The 22,512-nt window shown below is 61.0% G+C and carries 8 protein-coding genes; 7 read left to right on the top strand and 1 reads right to left on the bottom strand.

Annotation, left to right across the window (positions count from 1 at the left end; translation table 11 throughout):
* Window positions 1-13: 13 nt before the first annotated feature.
* The gene (locus Thiosp_RS05055; protein ID WP_201065883.1) at window positions 14-2,122 is read right to left on the bottom strand and encodes a serine/threonine protein kinase; all 2,109 of its coding nucleotides are present in this window, start codon (window positions 2,120-2,122) and stop codon (window positions 14-16) included.
* Window positions 2,123-2,478: 356 nt separating this feature from the next.
* Here Thiosp_RS05055 and Thiosp_RS05050 point away from each other — a divergent pair, with 356 nt between their 5' ends.
* The 7 genes from Thiosp_RS05050 to Thiosp_RS05020 all read left to right on the top strand — a co-directional run bounded on the left by Thiosp_RS05050 (window position 2,479) and on the right by Thiosp_RS05020 (window position 22,100).
* A complete protein-coding gene (locus tag Thiosp_RS05050) occupies window positions 2,479-2,991 on the top strand; it encodes a GNAT family N-acetyltransferase (protein ID WP_201065885.1) in 513 nt (170 codons plus the stop codon).
* A 288-nt stretch (window positions 2,992-3,279) separates the two neighbouring features.
* A complete protein-coding gene (locus Thiosp_RS05045) occupies window positions 3,280-7,509 on the top strand; it encodes a two-partner secretion domain-containing protein (RefSeq protein ID WP_201065886.1) in 4,230 nt (1,409 codons plus the stop codon).
* A 64-nt stretch (window positions 7,510-7,573) separates the two neighbouring features.
* Window positions 7,574-10,933, top strand: coding sequence for a two-partner secretion domain-containing protein (locus Thiosp_RS05040; protein WP_201065887.1), 3,360 nt, complete (start codon window positions 7,574-7,576; stop codon window positions 10,931-10,933).
* 65 nt (window positions 10,934-10,998) lie between these two features.
* Entirely contained in the window at window positions 10,999-14,391 is a 3,393-nt protein-coding gene (locus tag Thiosp_RS05035) for a two-partner secretion domain-containing protein (RefSeq protein ID WP_201065888.1), read from the top strand.
* Between the two features lie 180 nt (window positions 14,392-14,571).
* A complete protein-coding gene (locus Thiosp_RS05030; RefSeq protein WP_323696845.1) occupies window positions 14,572-17,970 on the top strand; it encodes a two-partner secretion domain-containing protein in 3,399 nt (1,132 codons plus the stop codon).
* 14 nt (window positions 17,971-17,984) lie between these two features.
* Window positions 17,985-19,655 (top strand): ShlB/FhaC/HecB family hemolysin secretion/activation protein, encoded by a 1,671-nt coding sequence (locus tag Thiosp_RS05025; protein WP_201065890.1) that lies wholly within the window; start codon window positions 17,985-17,987, stop codon window positions 19,653-19,655.
* 27 nt (window positions 19,656-19,682) lie between these two features.
* Window positions 19,683-22,100: a CHAT domain-containing protein gene (locus tag Thiosp_RS05020; protein ID WP_201065891.1), complete on the top strand. Its 2,418-nt coding sequence runs from the start codon at window positions 19,683-19,685 to the stop codon at window positions 22,098-22,100.
* The last annotated feature ends 412 nt before the right edge of the window (window positions 22,101-22,512 follow it).

Below are 22,512 nucleotides of genomic sequence, written 5' to 3'. Positions count from 1 at the left end.
CTCAGCCCGAAGATCAGGGTGCGGTCGTGACAAATTGAAACCCCAAAGTCACACCCGCACCCTCATAGCGACCCTCCTCAGCGAGCATTTCTGCAAGCGCGGACATCGCATCCCGGTCATCCGCCGAGAGGTGCCAGTCGGGTTCAAGTGGCCGCGCGCTCCAGATCGCCAGAATCAAATTATTACCATGCGGTTTCGAGGCCATGAAGCAGGCCTCGGGCGCGCTGTTGCAGGCTGTCTTCGTTGGGGCACCGACCGAAATCCGCGCACCAGGAGCCAAGAAATTCGACTCCACCGCGGCATTCGGCAATAGCGGCGAACTTCCTCCGTGTCGATCGACAAAATCCAGGTAGAGAAAACCCGCTGCGCCGCCGGGCTGAGTCGCCGTCAACGCCAGCAACTGGTCTTGGTGGTAGAGCCTGTCCGCGTGATTTAGAACAAGCCTCGGCATGCCCGGATGCGTCGGCACGGTCTCCAAGGCCCGATTCAAGCTCCCGATGATGTCGCAAAAAGGGGCGGCAATGGCCAGGTCGCGCGCATCAAGGTTCAAATCCGGCCGCGCGCTGCGCAGCATTGCTTCGAGCCGATCGAGTTCGCGCTCATCCCGCACGAAACCTTGCAACCTCAGCTGCAGTTCACCGTCCAGCTTCGACAGCCGCACATCCGTCAGGGCGGCACAATTCGAGGCTGACACAAACTCCCTGACTAACGCCACCGGGTCCACCATATCAGGTAGCGATTGCGTCTCAGGGCGCGACTCTGGCGCATCCTCCACCGCAGGCCGAGCATTAGACGGATGCTGTTGCTGGGCCGCTTCACCAGCATCGCCGCTGCTTGCGCGCTCAGCCGTCACCTCAGGCAATGCCACCGGCGGGAGTCCAGCTTCAGTCGATGATGGTTCCGGCCCCTTCGCAAACCACCACCAGAGCGCGGCTGCAGCCACAAGACACGTGGTTAAACCGACACTGGCCAGCACGACGGCGCGTGCCGGCCGACTTGAGTTCTGTGCGAGATTTTGACTAGGCCCCTTGGCCTGCTTGCCCAGACCGACCGCCACGCCTGATCCCGGCTCCTCGACAGCGGTTGCATCGGCAGCACCAGGCGGCGGAGCGGGTACCCGATTGAGCGGCAGCGCTTCGGTCGCATCCGATGCGGGCACCTGAAGCCTGCCAATCGCTTGGGTCCGAGTTTGAGCCATGGACTCGGTTCCTGCCTGCCCGGTTCGCAAGGCAGGCTCGGACCGAATCGCCCGGAGGTCGAGTCCCGCATGACCAAGCTGCTCGCACCATTCACCCACATTTTGCGGTCGTTTGGTCCAATCGAAATGCAGCGCCGCATTCAAAGCGGCAAGCAGGCGCGGGTCCACTCCGGCCAAGCGACCATCTGGCTCCAGCTTAAAATGCATCCCCTTAGGGGATTCACCAGTCAGCGCATAGACGCAAGCTGCGGCTAAACAATAAATATCTGTCCAGGGTCCCTGGTCACCGTCGAGCATTTGCTCTGGCGCGGCAAAGTCGGGGGTATATTGCGCAACCACACTCACCGGTCCGCCCGGCCGTTCCTGATGGGCGGCGCCGAAATCGATCAGCACCGGCGAACCGTCATCACGAATCAGAATATTGGAAGGCTTAATATCCCGGTGCAGCACCAAGTGCCGATGAGCGTGAGCCAGGCCGTCGAGCAGCGGGACAAGCAGCGCGCGCAGCTCAGCCTCCGAGAGAGGCCCCTGGGCTTTCAAGATAACGTCAAGCGGTTCGCCACGCTCAAAGCGCATGCAAAGGTAAACGGTTTCATTCGCACGAAACGCGTCTGTTGCCTGGACGATATTCGGATGTGGGCTAGGTCGCGCCAGTTCGACCAGAGTTCTCCCTTCCTGCAGGAACTTTTGCCTTAATCCTTCAAAGACCTTTTCCTGTCCAGGAAGCGGTTCGACTTCAAAACCCCGCACACGCCGAGCCAATGCACCGGGCAGGAACTCCTTCACAGCCAGAATCTGATCGAGAATGGCATGCCGCGCCGCATAAACGATGCCGGCTCCACCCCGCCCGAGCGGTTCTTTGATCACCAACTCATGGACTTGAGTCCCCGGCGGCAAGGGCGATGCATTCTCGTCTTCATTCATAGCCGGATACTGTGGGTTAGAAAGGGCAACCTGACTCGTCGCCGCGAACCAATGGGCGCGCGCACCACTATACTACAGGTCAGTTACCTGAGGTGCCGACAACGGTGGTAAGATCGCCTTGAATGCGAGATCGCTGTAGATGAATGCAGCTGGCATCGCTACTCCCAGGCACCACAACAGCGCCGGCGCGGTCAGCCTTCAGATCACTGATGCGCTTAAGGCGCAGAACAACGCGCTGATATCCAGCAGATAGGCAGCTCGGGAAGCTGCTCGATTAGCTCACCCGATGGCCCTCGCACCGAAGCCCGCCCCGAAAGCGGGCTTACTATTGAATCGTTACCTGGCTGCAGTCAACAATGGAACTCTTACCTCTACATCACTCTCCTGAGCACTTAACAACAGTGGCTCAATGGCTCTATGGAGAATGGGGTCACCTGAACAAAGGCTCGAGCGTAGAACGTGCAATGGCCCACCTCAGCAAAAAACCAAACCGAGACGGACTTCCATTTTCAATAATAGCCAAAAACAATAACGATGTGATCGGTATTGCCCGGCTCGTTTTATTTGACATAGGCATTAGACAAAATCTTCACCCCTGGCTATCAAGCGTATACGTGCCACCGAATCATCGTCACAAGGGCATTGGACGCCAACTTTGCCAAGCAATTGTAGATGTATCGCGTGAACTGTCTTTTCAAAAAATATATCTTTTCACCCCCAATAAGACCGACTTCTACGCTCACCTAGGCTGGATAAGACTAGAAGAGCTGGAGTATCGCAATGAGATGGTAACGATCATGTACCACGAGAACCAACCTCCATTGGCCACGGATTCGGATCAATTTCGGGCCGTCATTTCTGCGCCATAGCCATATCACCACTGAGAGCGACGTATCCGCCACCGCGATCGCGATCGGGATCGACACGGGGACTGCCAGCCATGCATTCGTGGTCTACAATTTATCCATCCCCCGCAAGTTCAGCCACCGGATACCCGCACCATGGCGCCAGCTTCAGCTCATCTAAAGCCTGAAAAATGCACCAAGAGGCGATGCACGAACTCATCCCAGTGGGCCCCAGGATTGGAGTTTTGCGCTGCGTCCAGGCCCCCGCGTGCTCTCGCACCCGCCGCCCTGCTGTTGCTTTGCCTTATGACCATGGCGGCCCACGCAGACATCGCCACTGATGGCACCCTCGGGCCGATGGTGGAGCTTAAGGGCCCGAACATGACCATCGGTGCCGAGCTCGGCCAAACCCACGGAGGAAATCTCTTTCACAGCTTTGAGCACTTCAATATTCCCACCAAACAGAGTGCCACCTTTACCGGGCCCGACAACATCAACAATGTCATCGGCCGGGTCACCGGGGGCACGCAATCCAAGATCGACGGCACCCTGCGTTCCGAAGTTGGCCAGGCCAACGTCTATCTGATCAACCCCGCCGGCGTTGTCATGGGGCCCAATGCCACTGTCGATGTGCCTGCCTCCCTGCATGTCAGCACTGCCGATGAGCTGCGCTTTCAGGACGGCAGTCGTTTCTCAGCCACTGACCCCAGTGCCAGCACCCTAACTCTGGCCGCCCCCGAGACCTTCGGGTTCTTGGGCCAGCAGGCGGCTGCCAATCTCCAGATCAATGGTTCCCAGCTGGAGGTCGCGCCGGGCGAGACTCTTAGCCTCAGCGCCGGCGACATTGCAATCCAGGGCTCTACCGAGCAGGACGCCAGCCTGACCGCCGCCGGCGGCACCCTGCGACTTGAAGCGGTCGGCTCAGCGGAGGCTGAGGTTTCAGTTGAATCACCAACGCTGCCGGATCTTAGTCCAGAGCAAGCCGCGCCGCATCTTGGGCGTCTTGACATTGCCCAAGCGGAACTGGAAACCAGTGGGGATGGCGGCGGCTTGATCAGCCTTCAGGCTGGAGAGGCACATCTCAATGAGGCTCGCTTGATCGCTGAGAATCAAGGGGCTACAGATTCCAAAGGCGGCATCCGGGTCGGTGTGGGCGGAGATTTCGAGGCTGTTGACAGTGATCTGTGGGCCGACACTGCCGCTGCTGGACACGCCGGACGGGCTTTGATTCGGGCAGGGAACATTAGCCTTAATGCGTCACGGATCACGAGCGACAGCTACCGCAATGAAGCGCTGTCTCTTGACGGTCCAATTGGCGCGGCGGGTGGGGTGGTGATCAGTTCGGACGGATCGCTGAGAATGGAGGAAGGTGCCGTCATTCGGAGTTCTACAGGTGTTGAAAGCGATGCGGGCGCTGTCAAGCTGGTGGTGGTCGATCTACTGGAAGTGCTTAACGGCGCTCAGATTTCCAGCAGCGCGTTCGCCGAAGGCAACGCCGGCGACCTTGACATTGCAGCCGGGGCCGTGCGCTTGGACGACGGCGGGCTCGAGGGGGAAGTAACGGGTATTTTCAGCCAAGCGAATTCAGACTTCAGCGGCGATGCTGGCACTGTCAAGCTGACAGTCACCAATCTACTTGAAGTACTGAACGGCGGGCAGATTGGCAGCAGCACCTTTGCCGCAGGCAACGCCGGAGGTCTGTACATCGCTGCCGGGGCCGCGCGCCTGGACGGCGGTGGTTTGAAGGGGGAAGTCACAGGTCTTTTCAGCGATGCCTCTTCCGGCTCCAGCGGCAACGCCGGCACCGTCAAGCTGGTGGTTACCGATCTGCTGGAAGTGCTGAACGGTGCGGAGATCTCAAGTAGCACCTGGTCCCAAGGCAACGCCGGGGACCTGGACATTTCAGCCGGCAGCGCGCACCTGGACGGCGGCAGGCTGGAGGGACCATGGACTCGTCTTTTCAGCCAAGCCATCGCCGGCTCAAGCGGGGATGCTGGCACCGTCAAACTGAAGGTGACCGACCTGCTCGAAGTGCTGAACGGCGCTTACATCTCCAGCGGAACCTTCGCTGCTGGAAATGCCGGGGATCTGGACATCACCGCAGGTTCGGCGCACATGGATGGCGGCGGGTTAGACGGGCAAGTCACCGGCCTTTTCAACAATGCCTATTCCGGCTCCCGCGGCGACGCCGGCACCGTCAAACTGGTGGTGACTGGCCTGCTTGAATTACTAAACGGCGCGCAGCTTTCCAGCAGCACCTTGTCCGCAGGCAACGCTGGAGACCTTAACATCGCAGCCGGTTCCGCGCGCTTGGACGGGGCCGGCCTGGAAGAGCAATTGACCGGCCTTTTTAGCGATGCTTCTTCCGGCTCCAGCGGCGATGCCGGCGCCGTCCAACTGGTGGTGACCGATATGCTGGAAGTGCTGAACGGCGCAGAGATATCGAGCAGTACCTGGTCCCAAGGCAACGCAGGGGACCTGGACATCGCAGCCGGCGCCGCGCGCCTGGATGGCGGCGGGTTGGAGGGGACATGGACCCGTCTTTTCAGCCAAGCCATCTCTGGCTCAAGCGGCGATGCCGGCACCGTCAAGCTTGCGGTGAACAATCTGCTCGAAATACTGAACGGCGCTTACATCTCCAGCAGCACCTTCGCCCGTGGCAGCGCCGGGGATCTAGACATCAGTGCCGGCTCCGCGCTCATGGATGGCGGCGGATTGGAGGGGCAAGTCACCGGTCTTTTCAGCAATGCCTACTCCGGCTCCAGCGGCGATGCCGGTACCGTCAGACTGGTCGTGACCGATCTCCTTGAAATGCGCAATGGCGCGCAACTTTCCAGCAGCACCTTATCGGAAGGCAACGCTGGAGACCTGGACATCGCAGCCGGAGCCGCGCGCTTGGACGACGTTGGTGGGGAGCAATTGACCGGTATTCTCAGCCGAGCCCTTGCTGGTTCTAACGGTGATTCTGGCAGCGTCAAGCTGGTGGTAACCAATCTGCTTGAATTACTGAACGGTGCAGGAATTTCCAGCAGCACCTGGTCCGAAGGCGACGCCGGGCGCTTGGACATTCACGCCGGCTCCATGCTCATGGACGACGGCGGGCTGGAGGGCCAATGGACCGGTCTTGCGAGCAACGCCTATGCCGGCTCAAGCGGCAATGCCGGCACGATCAAACTGGTGGTGACCGATCGACTTGAGATGCTGAACGGCGCTCAGATTTCAAGCAGCATCTGGTCGAAAGGCAACGCCGGCAGCCTCGACGTCGTCGCCGGCTCTGCGCGCCTGGACGATAGCGCTCTGGAGGAACAAGCAACCGGGCTTTTTAGCCGAACCAACTCCGGCTCAAGCGGCAATGCCGGCAGGGTCACGATGAAGGTCGATGGCTTGCTCGAAATATCAAATGGCGCGGGGATTTCGACCAGCACTTCCGCTGTTGGAAATGCTGGCGAGGTAGTGGTTACCGCCGAGTCAGCGCGGTTCGACGGCGAGGGACTCACAGATCAGTCGACCGGCGTGTACAGTCGCGCAAAATCCGACGCTAGCGGAGCGGCCGGCACCGTCACCATGAACATTACTGGCCTGCTCGAGGTGTTACGCGGCGCCCAGATTTCAACTGAGACCGACAGCACCGGCAATGCTGGGGACGTGCAAGTTCAGGCTGGAAACCTTGTGCTCCAAGACGGAGAAATCATTAGTGTCGCAAGCGCCGAAGCCACCGGCCGCGCCGGCCAGATTAGCATTACGGCGGACAAAATCGGTCTCAGCCAGGGATCCCTGATTTCCATTGCCTCCCTTAATCCTTTCATCCCTGCATCTGCCTTGGATTCAACCTTAGAACCCCTGCTCCTGAGCGTTCGTGGGGGACAATTCGACCTCAAAGACAGCTCCATCGATGCCTCCAGCAGCAACCAAATACCCGCCGCCACAATCAACATTCAGGCGGATGAGATGCGGATCGCTAACAGCAGCCGCGTCAGCACTGAATCCCAGCTAGCCGATGCTGGCCACGTCACCATCACCGGCGGTTACCTGTGGTTGCAGGACAGCCAGATCACCACCTCTGCTGAGGGCGCTTTGGGAAATGGCGGCGATATCTTGCTAGCGCCGAAGCAGATAATCCTCGATGGTGGCTTTGTCCAAGCCAACACCGCCGCAGCCGAGGCCAAGGGCGGGGATATCAGCATCGCCAGCGAGGCACTGATCGCCAGTGACGACCAACTCGAAATCGGCGGCATCGAGCGCCAGAACTTCACCCCCGGCAGCGGCCGGAACGTCATCCAAGCCGCCGCGCCGCTCGGCATCCAGGGCGAGATCGCCCTCGCCACACCGGACCTGGACATTACTGCTTCCTTGGTCCCATTAAGAACGCCTTTTCAGCACTCGGATGCCATTCTTGATGATCTGTGTCGGGTTGTAGCAACCGATAACAGAAGCCATCTGATCGCCCTCGAACGCGGCGGCCTGCCCCTGGACGCGATAGCACCATCCCAACCGACACTGACCAGCGAGCGCCTGGAGCGGTTATTGCGTACACCAGATTGACCATCACTACCTATTCTCCTTCAACAGGCGAGGCCAGCGCTGCAGCAAAAAGAGAAAAATCACCATGCCCCGATCACTTTTCCCTTCCCCTGGCCTGAATCCACCCGCGCTGATCGCCAGTATCTGCTTGCTGGCCGTCACCACAACGGTCAGCGCCGACATCGCCACCGACGGCAGCCTCGGGCCGGCCGTCCAGCTCAACGGCCCAAACATGACCATCGGCGCCGAACTCGGCAAGACGCATGGCAACAACCTCTTTCACAGCTTTCAGCAGTTCAACATCCACTCTGACCAAAGCGCGACCTTTACCGGCCCGGATAACATCCAGAACGTCATCGGTCGGGTTACCGGCGGTCAGGTCTCCGAGATCGACGGTGCTCTGCGCTCCGAGGTCGGCCAAGCCGATGTCTATTTGATCAACCCCGCCGGGGTAGTCATGGGGCCAAACGCCAGCGTCGATGTGCCCGCCTCCCTGCATGTCAGTACCGCCGATGAGCTGCGTTTCAGCGATGGCAGCCGCTTTTCGGCGAGCGATCCATCCAGCAGCACACTCACCATGGCCGCACCTGAAGCCTTTGGCTTTCTCGGCCCCCAGCCGGGTTCCATCTCAATGCGCGGCACGCAGCTTCAAGTTGCCCAAGAGGCAGACCTGACCCTCAGCGCGGGCGCAATCCAAATCTCGGATGATATCGGTCAAAATCAGGCGCCAAGCCTGTCGGCCCCCGATGGAACTCTCGGGCTAACGGCCGTCGGGGCCGCATCGGCTGAGATTCGGCCGTCTTCCGACCAGCCAGCGCCGGCAGCCACGGGTGCGATCGATATCAGCGGTGGCGCAACCCTGGACGTCAGCGGCAGCGCCGGAACGGGCCAGCTCAATCTGCGTGGCGGGCCGATACAGATCACAGACAGCACCCTGGCTGCCGATAACGGCGCCGAGTCAGCCGCCAGCGGCGGCATCGCGATCCAGGCCGGACAATTAGACCTGCGCAACAGCAATGTTCAGGCGCTGGCCACGGCGACTGGCGCCGGCGGCGCAATCCGAATGACAGCCCCGCTGATTCGCATAATCGGACAAGATACAACTGGCATCAGCAGCGTCATCAATGTGAGCACGCTTGGCGGCGGCGATGCCGGCCAGATCGCCATCAAGGCCGACCATCTGGAGATGGAGGATGCCGTGCTGAGCGCGTTCACAGAAGGTCTCGGCAACGCGGGACAGATTGACATCACCGCTCAGGTCCGCCTCGCGCTCAGCAATTCAGGAATTGACGTCAGCTCAGGCGCCGGAGCCACGGATTTGCGGCTCGGCGACGCGGGCCAAATCTCGGTAAACGCAGGCGAACTCGACATGCGTGACTCCATCCTGTCCGCAATCTCTCAAAATCGCGCGAACGCCGGCACCATTGAGGTTCAAGTTACCGGCGATCTTCTGGTCGACGCCGAGAACGGCAGCGCGGGTTTCTGGGCTGCCAATATTTTCCCAGCAGAGCAATTCGGTTTCGACCCAAGGCTGACGGCGAGCGAGGGCCGCGCGGGCGATATTCTTATCGAGGCCGAGCAGATTTCCTTGCAAAATGGAGCCGCCATCCTAAACGTCACCACCGCAGGGGATGCCGGTCAAGTTCGCATTGATGCCAATTCGCTCTTCATGGCGCCTGGCTCGGCCATCATGACCGGAACTGCCGGCCCAGGCAGCGCCGGATCGGTTCAGCTTAACCTGAACAATACATTGTGGCTACAGGATGCCTGGATTGACACGGGCACCAGCGGTCTCGAGACCATCGACCCCACGCGCCCCATTGCGGGATCTGCGTCCACCGGCGCCGGCGGCCCCATCGATATCCAAGCCGGTCAGGCGATTCTTCAATCGGGCGGCATTATTCAGTCGATCTCCTTTTCGGAGGGGCGCGCAGGCGACATCACCCTGGATGTTGGCCGCCTGGAACTGGCGCAAGGGGGACGGATCGAAACTCGCTCAGAGAGCACCGGCAATGGCGGTGATTTGAGTGTCAGCGCCGATCAAGCCATCCGGATTTGGGGTGTCGACCCTCGCGCGGAAAATCCGATCTTTGGCAAGAGCGGCCTCTTCACCACCAGCGCCTTTCTCGAAGGGGACACTCTCGGCGGGGCAGGCGCCATCACCATCACGACACCCTATCTCGAGCTTGCCGAAGGCGGCGCCATCGAATCACGCACCGGCGGCCAGTCTTCCGCTGGACCGGTTCGCATCGACGCGGATCAGGTTCTAATTCGCGACGGCGGCAAGATCGACCTATCCACTTTTGGCGCAGGTAATGGCGGATCGATCAGCCTAAACGCCGGAAGCCTTCTTATTGACGGCGGCGACTCGGCCCAGCGCGACCCTTTGATTCAAGACACCGGTATTTTCAGCCAGACATCGTTCGGCAGCGGAGATGCCGGCGATCTGCAAGTGGCCGTTTCCCGGGATATCATTCTGAGTAACGGCGGGCGCTTGTCGACAAGAAGTTTTTCGCCTGGGGATGCTGGTGCGATTCAAGTCACGGCCAACAACCTGTCAATCGACGGGGAGTTTTCACTGAATGAAATTACAGGTATCGAATCCAGCGCAATCAGCGGCTCGAGTGGACTCGCTGGCTCCATCGAAATAGCCGCCACCGATATCCGCTTGAGCGGCTTCGGTTCGATCACCGTCGCCAGCTTGGCACAGGTTCCAGATGAGCGTCTTGGAGCCATCCCGGATAACGGAATTCGGATCGACACCGAAAGCCTATCGCTCGATTTCAGCTGGGTCTCCGGAGTCAGCCTCGGCAATGTTCCCGCCAGCTCGATCGGCATTAGCGCCGGACAAATGCAACTTCAAAACCAAAGCGTAGTATCCACAAGCTCCGCCGCCGCCGACGCTGGGCCTATCCGCATCGCTGGCGGCTGGCTTTGGCTCAGCAACAGCGCCATCACAACCACGGCCTTCGGGACTCAAGGAGATGGTGGCAACATTGAGCTGGATTCCAAGCAGTTGATTCTCGAGGGTGGCTTCATCCAGGCCAACACAGCCGCGGCGGGCGCCAAGGGCGGGGACATCGTGATCGGCAGCGAAGCGCTCATCGCCAGCCTGGACGCGGTCGAGATCGGCGGTCAGGAGCGCGCGGAATTCGTCAGCGGCAGCGGACGCAATGTCATCCAGGCCGCCGCACCGTTCGGCATCCAGGGCGATATTGCAATAGCCACGCCGGACCTGGACATTACCGCTTCCTTGGTCCCATTAAGAACGCCTTTTCAGCACCCGGATGCCATTCTTGATGATCTTTGTCGGGTTGTAGCAACCGATAACAGAAGCCACCTCATCGCCCTCGGACGCGGCGGTCTGCCCCTGGACGCGACAGCACCATCCCAACCGACATTGACCAGCGAGCGCCTGGAGCGGTTATTGCGCGCGCCAGATTGACCATCTCTACCTAATTCTCCTTCAACCGGCGAGACCAGCGCTGCGGCAATAAAAGAGAAATCACCATGCCCCGATTACTTCTCGTTTCCCTTTGCCTGAATCCACCCGCGCTGATCGCCAGTATCTGCTTGCTGGCCGTCACCACAACGGTCAGCGCCGACATCGCCACCGATGGCTCCCTGGGGCCCATGGTGGAGTTGAGCGGCCCGAACATGCAGATCGGCGCCGAACTCGGCAAGACGCATGGCAATAACCTCTTTCACAGCTTTCAGCAGTTCAACATCCAGGCTGACCAAAGCGCGACTTTTACCGGTCCGGATAACATCCAGAACGTCATCGGTCGGGTCACCGGCGGTCAGGTCTCCGAGATCGACGGTGCCCTGCGCTCCGAGGTCGGCCAGGCCGATGTATTTCTGATCAACCCCTCGGGTGTGGTGATGGGACCAAACGCGACTGTCGATGTGCCGGCCTCGCTGCACGTTAGCACCGCCGATGAATTGCGCTTCCAGGACGGCAGCCGCTTCTCCGCCAGCGAGCCCGGTGCCAGCACGCTGACCATGGCAGCGCCCGAGGCATTCGGCTTCCTCAACCGAGGACCAACGGGAAATCTCAGCATTAACGGCGCCACGCTAAGTCTCCGCCCCCAAGCAACGCTATCACTGTCAGGCAACGACATTGAGATTGGCACTCAAGGCGGAAAACCGTCCGAAATCAATATCGAAGGGGGGCGAATTCAGATCGATGCAGTTGGCAAGCAGGATACTGAATTATCGCTCGAAACAAAAAACAGCAACACGTCGGTTTCAGGCAAGCTTAACGTTAATCAGGCCAGAATCGAAACAAGCAGCGACGACGGTGGCTCGATTTATTTGAACGCGGGCAACGCTTCATTGAACTCGGCCCTAATCATCGCCGAACATCAAGGCACAGCCGATGCAAACGGCGGAATTTTCATGGCCATCAATGGCCTTCTCCGCCTCGACGAGTCCCTGGTGTTCGCTGATAACGCGGGCTCGGCGATCGGTACCAGACTTCAAATTCACGCGAAGAACTTGCAGCTCGACAATGCGTTTCTCACCAGCGATTTCATCGGCAGCACAGCCCCTGATTCGGTCAATGCAATCGCCGCCGCCGGCGGTGTTGAAATCCTGACGACTGAAGGTCTAACGCTAACGAACGGTAGCGCCATTCAAAGCACAACTTTCGGGTACGCTGAGTCCGGTCCAGTATTTATCGAAGTCGGAGCGTTGCTGGACATTCGCAATGGGGCATTCATCGCGAGCGACACCAGTGCGTCAGGTGATGCACAACCGTTGCAAATTCGGGCTGACTCGATCTATCTGAACGGCCAGGACGCCCCCGGCCAATTCACCGGTCTGGCGAGCATCGCCAATCCAGGCTCGAGCGGACAAGCCGGCGGCATTGTCGCCAGCGTGACCGACACAATCGAAATCCTCGGCGGTGCGTCTATCTTCAGCGGTACCTTCGGATCTGGAAACGCGGGCGATGTCCGCCTTGAGGCCGACGTTGTTGCCATGAACGGTTTCGGTCTCGAAGACCGAGTGACCGGCATCGCCAGCCAGGCAAACGCTGGCACTGGCGACGCTGGCAATGTCTTCATCCGCGTCGGAAGACTGATCGAGATGGTAGGGGATAGTGAAATATCGAGCAGCACCTTCGCGGCCGGTAACGCCGGTGGTATTGCAATTATCGGTCCGGATGCGAACATTGATCTGCTTCGGGGCGCGCTCATTTCCAGCAACACTTTCGGGGCAGGCGATGGTGGCAGCGTGCAAATCGACGCATCTGCAATGTGCATCGACCGCGCTGGCAGTGAAGATCGAACCGAAGTGGTCAGCCAAGCGGAGGCGGGATCCCTGGGCGCCGCGGGCACCATTCAGCTGCAAGTGGCAAGATCGCTCGAAGTGCTCAATGGCGGAAAAATCTCCACGGCCACCTTCTCGGAGGGCGATGCCGGTCAAATCGCAATCCGCACCGGCTCCATGCGGCTCGACAATGGCGGAATTTCTGGGTTCTCGACCGGTATCGGGAGTACCGCCGAACTCGGCTCGGCCGGTAGAGCGGGCACCTTGGACTTGCGAGTGGCTGGCGCACTTGAGGTGCTTAACGGCGCAGTGATCTCTAACAGCACCTATTCCATCGGTAATGCCGGCGATATTCGAATCCATGCCGGCAATCTCATACTGGACGACGGAGCATTATCCGGCCAATCAACCGGCATCGGAAGTGTCGCAAATGTCGGCTCGAGCGGCAATGCTGGTGATTTAGCGATTCAGATAGATGGTCAACTCGTCATTGCCAATGGTGCTCAGATTTCGACCAATACGTTCGATAGTGGAAAAGCGGGAAATATCGACATATCTGCCACCAGCGCAGATATTGATGGGCGAATGCTCACAGATCAATCAACAGGCATCAACAGCCAGGCCGATTTTGGCTCGACTGGTGACGGTGGAAATATCAGCGTGTGGATATCGGAATCTCTTAACCTGCGCAACAATGCCCAGATATCAGCCAGCACCTTCGGAGATGGAGATGCCGGGGAAACTCGAATTCGGAGCCGGGAGATCGAGGTACATGAAGCAGTGATTGGCAATATTGCTGCTCCAGAAGCGAGCGGCTTGACCGGCAGTCTATTCATTGACTCCGACTCCATTCATCTGTCCGGCAATGCCCGCCTTACAATCGCCTCGCTCCAGAGTGCTTTATATGGCGATCCAAAACCAACAGGCGGTCAAGAACTACACCTCAAGACCAGCCATCTGATGATGAACGACAGCCTAATCGATGCCCAAAGCACGAATAATCTCCCAGCAGCCACTATCACTCTCTCCGCCAATACCGCCCAATTGACGAACAACAGCCGGGTCACGACCGAGTCGCAACTGGCCGACGCCGGACCAATCCAGATCGCCGGCGGCTACCTATGGCTGAAAGACAGCCAGATCACCACTTCAGCCGAGGGACTGCTCGGCGACGGCGGCGATATTGACCTGGCACCCAAACAACTCATCCTCGACGGCGGCTTCATTCAGGCCAACACCGCCGCAGCCGATGCTAGCGGCGGGGACATCCGCATCGGCGCTCAGGCACTGATCGCCAGTTACGACCAGATCGAGATCGGCGGCAATGAGCGTCAGGTCTTCATTCCCGGCAGCGGTCAGAATGTCATCCAGGCCGCCGCGCCCATGGGGGTACAGGGCGCCATTACACTCGCCACCCCGGAACTGGACATCACCGCCACACTGGTGCCGCTGCGCACGCCCTTTGGGAATCCGGATACCATCTTGAGCAACCTGTGCCAAGTTGCGGATATCCGCAATGCCAGCACGCTGGTGGCGCTGGGTTCAGGCGGAGTGCCCGCCGGTGCTGGAGATCCTGCAGGCGTGGCGATAGATAAGGAAAGGCTGAATCGCCTGCTCGGAACTGGCGATTAATGTGATCAAGTTCGAGCCATGGGCAAAGCATACACGCCTTCAAACTCACGGGTACCAGAGATGGTCTCAGGCATCGGAAACTCTTTGAAAACGGCCAAGACGCTGCCTTCATACATACTGCATCAAGGCAAATCGAATATATTTTGAATACAACATTGACCCCAACTAGGATTTGCCGCTATGGCCTCCTTCCTTCGCCAATTGCGCCCCGCGTGCCTAACCGTCTTGTTCCTGAGCATCACCACCGCTCTCGCGCGCGCCGACATCGCCACCGATGGCTCGATGGGCCCCCGGCTAGACCTCAAGGGCCCGGACATGCAGATCGGCGCCGAACTCGGCAAGACGCATGGCAACAACCTCTTTCACAGCTTTCAGCAGTTCAACATTCCGACCGACCAAAGCGCGACCTTTACCGGTCCGGACAACATCCAGAACGTCATCGGTCGGGTTACTGGCGGTCAAGCCTCCAACATCGACGGTGCCCTTCGCTCCGAGGTCGGCCAGGCCGATGTATTTCTGATCAACCCCTCGGGTGTGGTGATGGGACCAAACGCGACTGTCGATGTGCCGGCCTCGCTGCACGTTAGCACCGCCGATGAATTGCGCTTCCAGGACGGCAGCCGCTTCTCCGCCAGCGAGCCCGGTGCCAGCACGCTGACCATGGCAGCGCCCGAGGCATTCGGATTCTTGGGCCAGCAACCGGCGGCCAATCTTCACCTCAACGGCAGTCAGCTTCAGGTCCAGCCTAGCGAAACATTGAGCCTGAGCGCCGGCGACATCGGCATCCAGGGCAGCGGGGAACAGCTGGCCAGCTTGGCCGCTCCCGGCGGCACCCTGCGGCTCGAAGCCTTGGGCGCGACCGCGACCGCCGTGCTGATCGACCCACCGGCGCCCCCTGCCGATCCGAGCCTGGCTCCAGGCCTTCCCCATCTGGGCCAGCTCGCGATCGCCGATGCCGATCTCGATACCAGCGGCGACGGCGGCGGGCTGATTGTATTGAAAGCGGGTCAGGCGTCTTTGACCAACGCGCTACTGATCGCAGAGAACCAGGGGGAGAGGGATGCCACGGGCGGGATCAGCGCAAATTTCGGCGGCGCCTTTGAGATTCTTGGAAGCTGGTTGTATACCGACACCGCCGCCGGACGGGGTGGTCAGGTATGGGTGCGGGCCGGCCAAATGTATCTGGACAATGGCGCTCAGATTGCAAGCGACGCCTATGCCGAAGGCGATGCCGGCAGCGTCAAGCTGGTGGTGGCCGATCTTCTCGAGGTGCTGAACGGCGCGGTAATTTCCAGCAGTACCTTCGCCGAAGGCAACGCCGGGGGTCTGGACATCGCCGCCGGCGCCGCGCGCCTGGACGACGGCGGACTGGAGGGCCAATTCACCGGTCTCCTCAGCTCGGCCCAGCCCGACTCCAGCGGCGATGCCGGCAGCGTCAAGCTGGTGGTGGCAGATCTTCTCGAGGTGCTGAATGGCGCGAAAATTTCCAGCGATACCTTCGCCGAAGGCAACGCCGGGAGTCTGGACATCGCTGCCGGCGCCGCGCGCCTGGACGGCGGCGGGCTGGAGCTATTCACCGGTCTCACCAGCTCGGCCCAGCCCGACTCCAGCGGCGATGCCGGCAGCGTCAAGCTGGTGGTCGCCGATCTTCTCGAGGTGCTGAAGGGCGCGGAAATTTCCAGCAGTACCTTCGCCGAAGGCAACGCCGGGGGTCTGGACATCGCCGCCGGCGCCGCGCGCCTGGACGACGGTGGGCTGGACCTATTCACCGGTCTCACTAGCTCCGCCGAGTCCGACTCCAGCGGCGATGCGGGCAGCGTCAAGCTGGTGGTGGCCGATCTTCTCGAGGTGCTGAATGGCGCGCAAATTTCCAGCAGTACCTTCGCCGAAGGCAACGCCGGGAGTCTGGACATCGCTGCCGGCGCCGCGTGCCTGGACGGCGGCGGGCTGGGGCTATCCACCGGTCTCGCCAGCTCGGCCCAGCCCGGCTCCAGCGGCGATGCCGGCAGCGTCAAGCTGGTGGTGGCAGATCTTCTCGAGGTGCTGAATGGCGCGGTAATTTTCAGCGGTACCTTCGCCGAAGGCAACGCCGGGAGTCTGGACATCGCCGCCGGCGCCGCGCGCCTGGACGGCGGCGGGCTGGAGGGCCAATTCACCGTTCTCGCCAGCGGTGCCAATCGCAACTCCAGCGGCGATGCCGGCAGCGTCAAGCTGGTGATCGCCGATCTTCTCGAGGTGCTGAATGGCGCGCAAATTTCCAGCAGTACCTTCGCCGAAGGCAACGCCGGGAGTCTGGACATCGCTGCCGGCGCCGCGCGCCTGGACGGCGGCGGGCTGGAGCTATTCACCGGTCTCACCAGCTCGGCCCAGCCCGACTCCAGCGGCGATGCCGGCAGCGTCAAGCTGGTGGTCGCCGATCTTCTCGAGGTGCTGAATGGCGCGGAAATTTCCAGCGGTACCTTCGCCGGAGGCAACGCCGGGAGTCTGGACATCGCTGCCGGCGCCGCGCGCCTGGACGGCGGCGGGCTGGAGCTATTCACCGGTCTCTCCAGCTCGGCCCAGCCAGACTCCAGCGGCGATGCCGGCAGCGTCAAGCTGGTGGTCGCCGATCTTCTCGAGGTGCTGAATGGCGCGGTAATTTTCAGCAGCACCTTCGCCGAAGGCAACGCCGGATCCGTCAACGTATCCGCCGAGGGTATCATGATGTCCAACGGCGGGTTTTTTAGTGAGGCCACAAGAGAAGCCACCGGCCAAGTTGGTAATGTCGCGGTCAACGCCCTGAACTTGAGCCTGCGCGAGGGGTCGCTCATTTCAATCGAATCGCGCAATCCATCGGCGTCCGCTCCCTTGATGCTTGACGTATCCGCATCCGAGACTCGCCGGATTCAGGTTAACGCGGGCCATTTGGAGCTGAACGACAGCGAGATCAGCGCCACAAGCACGGGGCAGATGCCCGCCGCCACCATGGCCATTGATGCCGACACGATGCAGCTTGCCAACGACAGCCGCATCTCCACAGAGTCCCTAGCCGCCGATGCCGGACCAATCCTGATCGCAGGCGGCTTCCTATGGCTCAAAGACAGCCAGATCACCACCTCGGCTGAGGGACTGCTCGGCAACGGTGGCGATATTGACCTGGCACCCAAACAACTCATCCTCGACGGCGGCTTCATTCAGGCCAACACCGCCGCAGCCGATGCTAGCGGCGGGGACATCCGCATCGGCGCTCAGGCACTGATCGCCAGTTACGACCAGATCGAGATCGGCGGCAATGAGCGTCAGGTCTTCATTCCCGGCAGCGGTCAGAATGTCATCCAGGCCGCCGCGCCTATGGGGGTGCAGGGCGATATCGCAATGGCCACGCCTGATTTCGACATCACCGCCACCCTGGTGCCGCTGCGCACGCCCTTTGAGGATAGGAATGCGCTCCTGAGCGACCAGTGCCAGATTGGGAGTATCGAAGAGGCCAGCGCGCTGGTGGCACTGGGTACCGGCGGCCTCCCCCCGGGGCCGGAGGCGCCGTTGGCCACGCCTGTCGACAGTGAGCGGCTTAAGCGGCTGTTGCTGCTGGAAGATTGAGGAGCGAAAATTCCATGTTCATCTCTGTTTCGAGCCCCCTTGGCCGACTCTCCGGGGCCGCCATGGCGCTGCTACCGGCGCTGGCCATCGCGGCCGGGAATCCCGGCTCGGCCCCTGCGGACGACGCGGCAGCGTCGCCAGACAACTCACCCGCCACAGCCAAGCCAGCCGCTCCCGACCCCCGCGAACCCGGTTTCGTCCTCAATGCCATCCAATTCGACGGCGGCAACCCGCTGCCGGAAGCCGGCCTCGATGCGCTGATCGAGCCCTTCCTGGGCCAATGGACGACCCTGGCCGATGTCGAGGAGCTGCGCTACCGGCTGACCAAGCACTATGTCGATCAGGGCTATCTGAACAGCGGCGTGGTGCTGGTGCCCAATCAAGACTTGCGCGACGGTCTGCTGCGGTTTCAGGTCATCGCCGGCACCCTCACCGAGGTGCGCGTGACCGGACAAGGGCGTTTGAATCCCGCCTATATCAGCCGTCGAATTCATCCCGATCCGCAGGCGACCTTCAACCGCTTCGAGCTGCAAGACCGCTTTCAGTTGCTATTGCAGGACCCGCTGATTGAGCAAATTCAGGGGGGGCTGCAACCCGGCGACGGACCCGGTGTGGCAGAGCTGGATCTGGCTGTCACCCCGGCGCGTCCCTGGGATCTGTATTTGCGCACCGACAATGCCCGCCCGCCGAGCTCCGGTGGCGCGCGCGCCTATGTCGGCGGCACTCTACGCAACCTGAGCGGTTGGGGCGATGCGCTCGATCTTTACATCGGCCAGAGCTACGAGGGCCAAGGCCGTGAAGGGGCTATCGATTGGTCGATTCCGCTCAACGCACGCGGCACCCGCTTCTCCATCGGCTATGAGCGCAGCGACGCACCTCTGATCGAAGAAACATTGCGGGAACTGGATATCAAGAGCGAAACCCAGCGCGCCGAGATCGCGCTGTCCCACCCGCTGTGGCTTAATCTGCAAAGCAGCCTGGAGCTTGGGCTGATGCTGAGCTGGGCGGAAAACAAGACCACACTACTTGGAGAGCCTTTCGACTTCTCACCCGGCTCAGTCTCGGGTGAGAGCCGCGTCAGTGCCGCGCGCCTGTTCACCAATTTCGCCCGCAGCTCCGATCGCCAAGCATTTGCACTGTTCTCGCAGTTCAGCCTGGGTGTCGATACCCTGGACGCGACCATACACGACAACGACTGGCCCGATAGCAACTTCTTCAGTTGGCTCGGACAGGCCCAGTATGTGCGCCGCCTGGCCGACAACGGCGCAGAACTGATCCTGCGCGGCGCGGCGCAGCTTTCCGGCGACATCCTGCTGCCACTTGAGCGCTTTTCGGTCGGCGGCCTGTACACTGTGAGGGGTTATCGCGAGAACACTTTGGTGGGCGATCAGGGCTATGCCGCGACGGTGGAAGTGCGTTACCCGCTGTGGCAAGGGCTTGGCTTCGCGCAGACCGAGCAAGTTCTGCAACTGGCCGTTTTCTCTGATGTCGGCAGCGCATGGGATCACGCGCGCTTCCGTCTGCGCCAGACCATCGCCTCGGTCGGTTTCGGTCTGCTGTGGACGCTTAGTGATCGCCTGAGCGCCGAGTTCTATTACGGCCATGCGCTCGAAGACATCATTGAGGCCAACGAAGATGACCTGCAAGACCGCGGCTTCAACTTTTTGTTGCAAGCCGATTTCTAACGGCGCTGATCATCAAAGAGTCTGATTATGAGAAATTTCGCCATTCGCCCACTGATTCTAACTGGTTTGCTCACCGCGCTGGCGAGCGTTCCAATGCTCGCCAGCAGCAAAAGCTGCGAGCCGCACAGCGGCAGCAGCGCCGATGTGCGCATGGCACAGCCGGATGCGCGGCAAAGCCAAGCCATCCGCCAGTGGTCGGCGCAAATCGACCAGCGCGGCACCCCGGCCGCTGAGCGCATCGGGGCGCTGTTGCTGCGGGCCGAAAGCTATCGCAGTCTGGCCCATTATCGCCAAGCAGGAGATGACTACGCGGCTGCGCTCAAGTTGGCCAAGGCGCATCGCCTCGACCTGCAAGCAGCTATCGCCACCCTTGGCCTAGGCGAAATCGCGCTGGCCCAAAACCGCAACAGCGAGGCGGCCCCCCTGCTCGACCAGGCCGCCCGACAGGCGAGCGATCTCGACAGGCCCACGCTGATCGCCGCCAGCGCCAATGCGCTCGGCAACCTGAAGCTGGCCCAGGGGCAGCATCAGGCCGCCGCCGGCGACTATCGCGCGGCGCTTGCAGCCGCCAAGCGTGCCGGAGATACGGGTCTGGTCGCCAGCGCGCGGGTTAATCTGGCCGCGTTGGCTGGCGCCCAAGGCGCCAAACAGCGCGAACTGAACGCAGCCTACCAGGAGACCAGCGCGCTGCCTGCCGGTCGCGAGAGCGTGCGACTGCTGTTGCGCATCGCCTACCTGGCCCAACAAGGCGGCAAGGGCCAAGCCCTGGCGCGCAAGAGCCTGACCGCCGCCGCCGAACAGGCACAACGAGCCGGTTTGCCGCGCGAGGGCGCCGAGGCACTCGGACAGTCCGCCAAGCTGGCCGGTGATGGCTCCCGCCAGGCGCGCGATCTCCTTTTGCAGGCGTTGCAGCTGGCACCCATCGATGCCTACGACCTGCGCTACCAATGGGAATGGCAGCTCGCGCGCAGCTTCGAGGCTGCCGGGGACCGCCGCCACGCACTGGCCGCTTACCGCCGCGCAGTGGGTCATCTAGAGAAGATTCGCGGCGAAATTCCGGTCGAATACGCCGAAGGCCGTTCCTCCTTCCGCGAAACTCTGGAGCCGCTCTACCTGGGGCTGTCCGACCTCCTGCTGCAGGAAGCCGCTGCAACCGCCAACGCGGGCACCAAACAGCAACTGCTGCGCGAGGCCCGGGACAACCTGGAGCAACTCAAGGTTGACGAATTGCGGGATTATTTCCGCGATGCCTGCATTCAGCCGCTGCGACAAAAGATCGACGCGGTCGACCGCCGCACCGCCGTGCTCTACCCGGTGCTCTTTCCTGAACGTCTGGAGCTGATTCTGAGCGCCGGCGGCCAGATGGTGCAGCAGACCCTGCCGGTGGCCCGGGATCGCGTCGAACTGGCGGCTCAAATCCTGGCGGTGAAGCTGCGCTACGATCAGCCCGTTGAGCCGGAAGCGCGGGAACTGTATGACTGGCTGATCGCGCCTGTCGCACCGACTCTGCGCGAGCGCAAGATCGACACCCTGGTGTTCGTGCCCGATGGCGCGCTGCGCACTGTGCCGGTGGCGGTGCTACGCAGCCCGACCGGCTATTTGATTGAGGACTATGCGGTCGCGACCACGCCCGGCCTGCAACTTCTGGCGCCCAAAACCTTCAGTCGGGCACGCCCCAAGACCCTGATCGCGGGTGTTAGCCAGCCCGGCCCGGTCGTCGACGAACTGCCCGAATGGTGGGTGGGAGCTATGGTACAGCAGCATCGCCGCGCCCTCGCGCGCGGTACCGACGGCGGCTCGCGCGGGGTCTCGGTGCCGGTGCAGGGCCGCGGCGAGGACGGCAACAACCTGGCGCGCACCACGCGCGCCGCGCGCAAGGAGAAGATCGATGCCCTGTCCCTGCCCGGTGTCGAAGCCGAAATCGATACCCTGTCCGCGCAAACTGCCTCGCAAGTCCTGCGCAATCAGGACTTTTTGCTGGACCACTTTGTCGATGAAGTCGAGCAGCATCCCTATCGCATTGTTCACATCGCCTCTCACGGCCTGTTCCAGGGTCCGCCGGAAGAGAATTTTATCGTCACCTATGATCACAAGCTCGACATGGGCCGCCTGGCCGCCGCCCTGAAGCCCCGCGAGCTTGACAGCAATCCGATCGAACTCCTAGTGCTGAGTGCCTGCCAAACCGCCGAGGGCGATGACCGCACCCCGCTGGGACTCAGCGGTGTCGCACTGCAATCGGGCGCGCGCAGCGCGCTCGGCTCCCTGTGGCCAGTTGGCGATTCGGCAACCCAGCAGCTGATGGCGCGCTTCTATGAGGCTCTCGCTGACGGCAAACTCAGCAAAGCCAGCGCGCTTCGGCAAGCACAGCAAGCCATGATCAAGAGCGCCAAGCACTCCAGCCCTAGCGACTGGGCTGCGTTTATCCTGGTAGGCAACTGGATGTAAGAACACGACACCAGTTGCTGGAGAACCGCTCTGCATTTGCTGAAGGTTGAGTGACCGGGGACATCAGAACCCGCAGCTCAGCTTGCGTTGATATTTCATTATTTACTTATATACTAAAGGTTATGCAATTGGATTTTTGGCCAAATTGTATGCTCAGGCGGCACTCACACTTGACGTCTATTATCAACGGGCACTCGCAACCAACAGGGTCTCGGCATGCGTGCGGACAAGATTTCAAGCACCCTTCTCACAGCCAGTCTGCTTGCGACATTAGTAGTCAGCGCCATCGCGCTGATCACGTTCAGGAGTCAGGACCAGGGTCCGACATCCCGGCGTTGGTCTGACCTGCCTGAAAGCTCCTCTGCGGCAATTTTTTCAGGACAGGCCTTTCATCCTCGAGAAGAAGCTGTCT

Source organism: Thiorhodovibrio litoralis (genome assembly GCF_033954455.1).
GTDB lineage: Bacteria > Pseudomonadota > Gammaproteobacteria > Chromatiales > Chromatiaceae > Thiorhodovibrio > Thiorhodovibrio litoralis.
The sequence above is the reverse complement of the archived record's forward strand: the minus strand, read 5'-3'. Positions and strand labels throughout refer to the sequence as shown.

Excerpts from the sequence above, each read along its gene's own strand:
- Thiosp_RS05040 (WP_201065887.1), top strand. The coding sequence starts at position 7,574 with ATGCCCCGATCACTTTTCCCTTCCCCTGGCCTGAATCCACCCGCGCTG.
- Thiosp_RS05055 (WP_201065883.1), bottom strand. The coding sequence starts at position 2,122 with ATGAATGAAGACGAGAATGCATCGCCCTTGCCGCCGGGGACTCAAGTC.
- Thiosp_RS05045 (WP_201065886.1), top strand. The coding sequence starts at position 3,280 with ATGGCGGCCCACGCAGACATCGCCACTGATGGCACCCTCGGGCCGATG.
- Thiosp_RS05030 (WP_323696845.1), top strand. The coding sequence starts at position 14,572 with ATGGCCTCCTTCCTTCGCCAATTGCGCCCCGCGTGCCTAACCGTCTTG.
- Thiosp_RS05020 (WP_201065891.1), top strand. The coding sequence starts at position 19,683 with ATGAGAAATTTCGCCATTCGCCCACTGATTCTAACTGGTTTGCTCACC.
- Thiosp_RS05025 (WP_201065890.1), top strand. The coding sequence starts at position 17,985 with ATGTTCATCTCTGTTTCGAGCCCCCTTGGCCGACTCTCCGGGGCCGCC.
- Thiosp_RS05050 (WP_201065885.1), top strand. The coding sequence starts at position 2,479 with ATGGAACTCTTACCTCTACATCACTCTCCTGAGCACTTAACAACAGTG.
- Thiosp_RS05035 (WP_201065888.1), top strand. The coding sequence starts at position 10,999 with ATGCCCCGATTACTTCTCGTTTCCCTTTGCCTGAATCCACCCGCGCTG.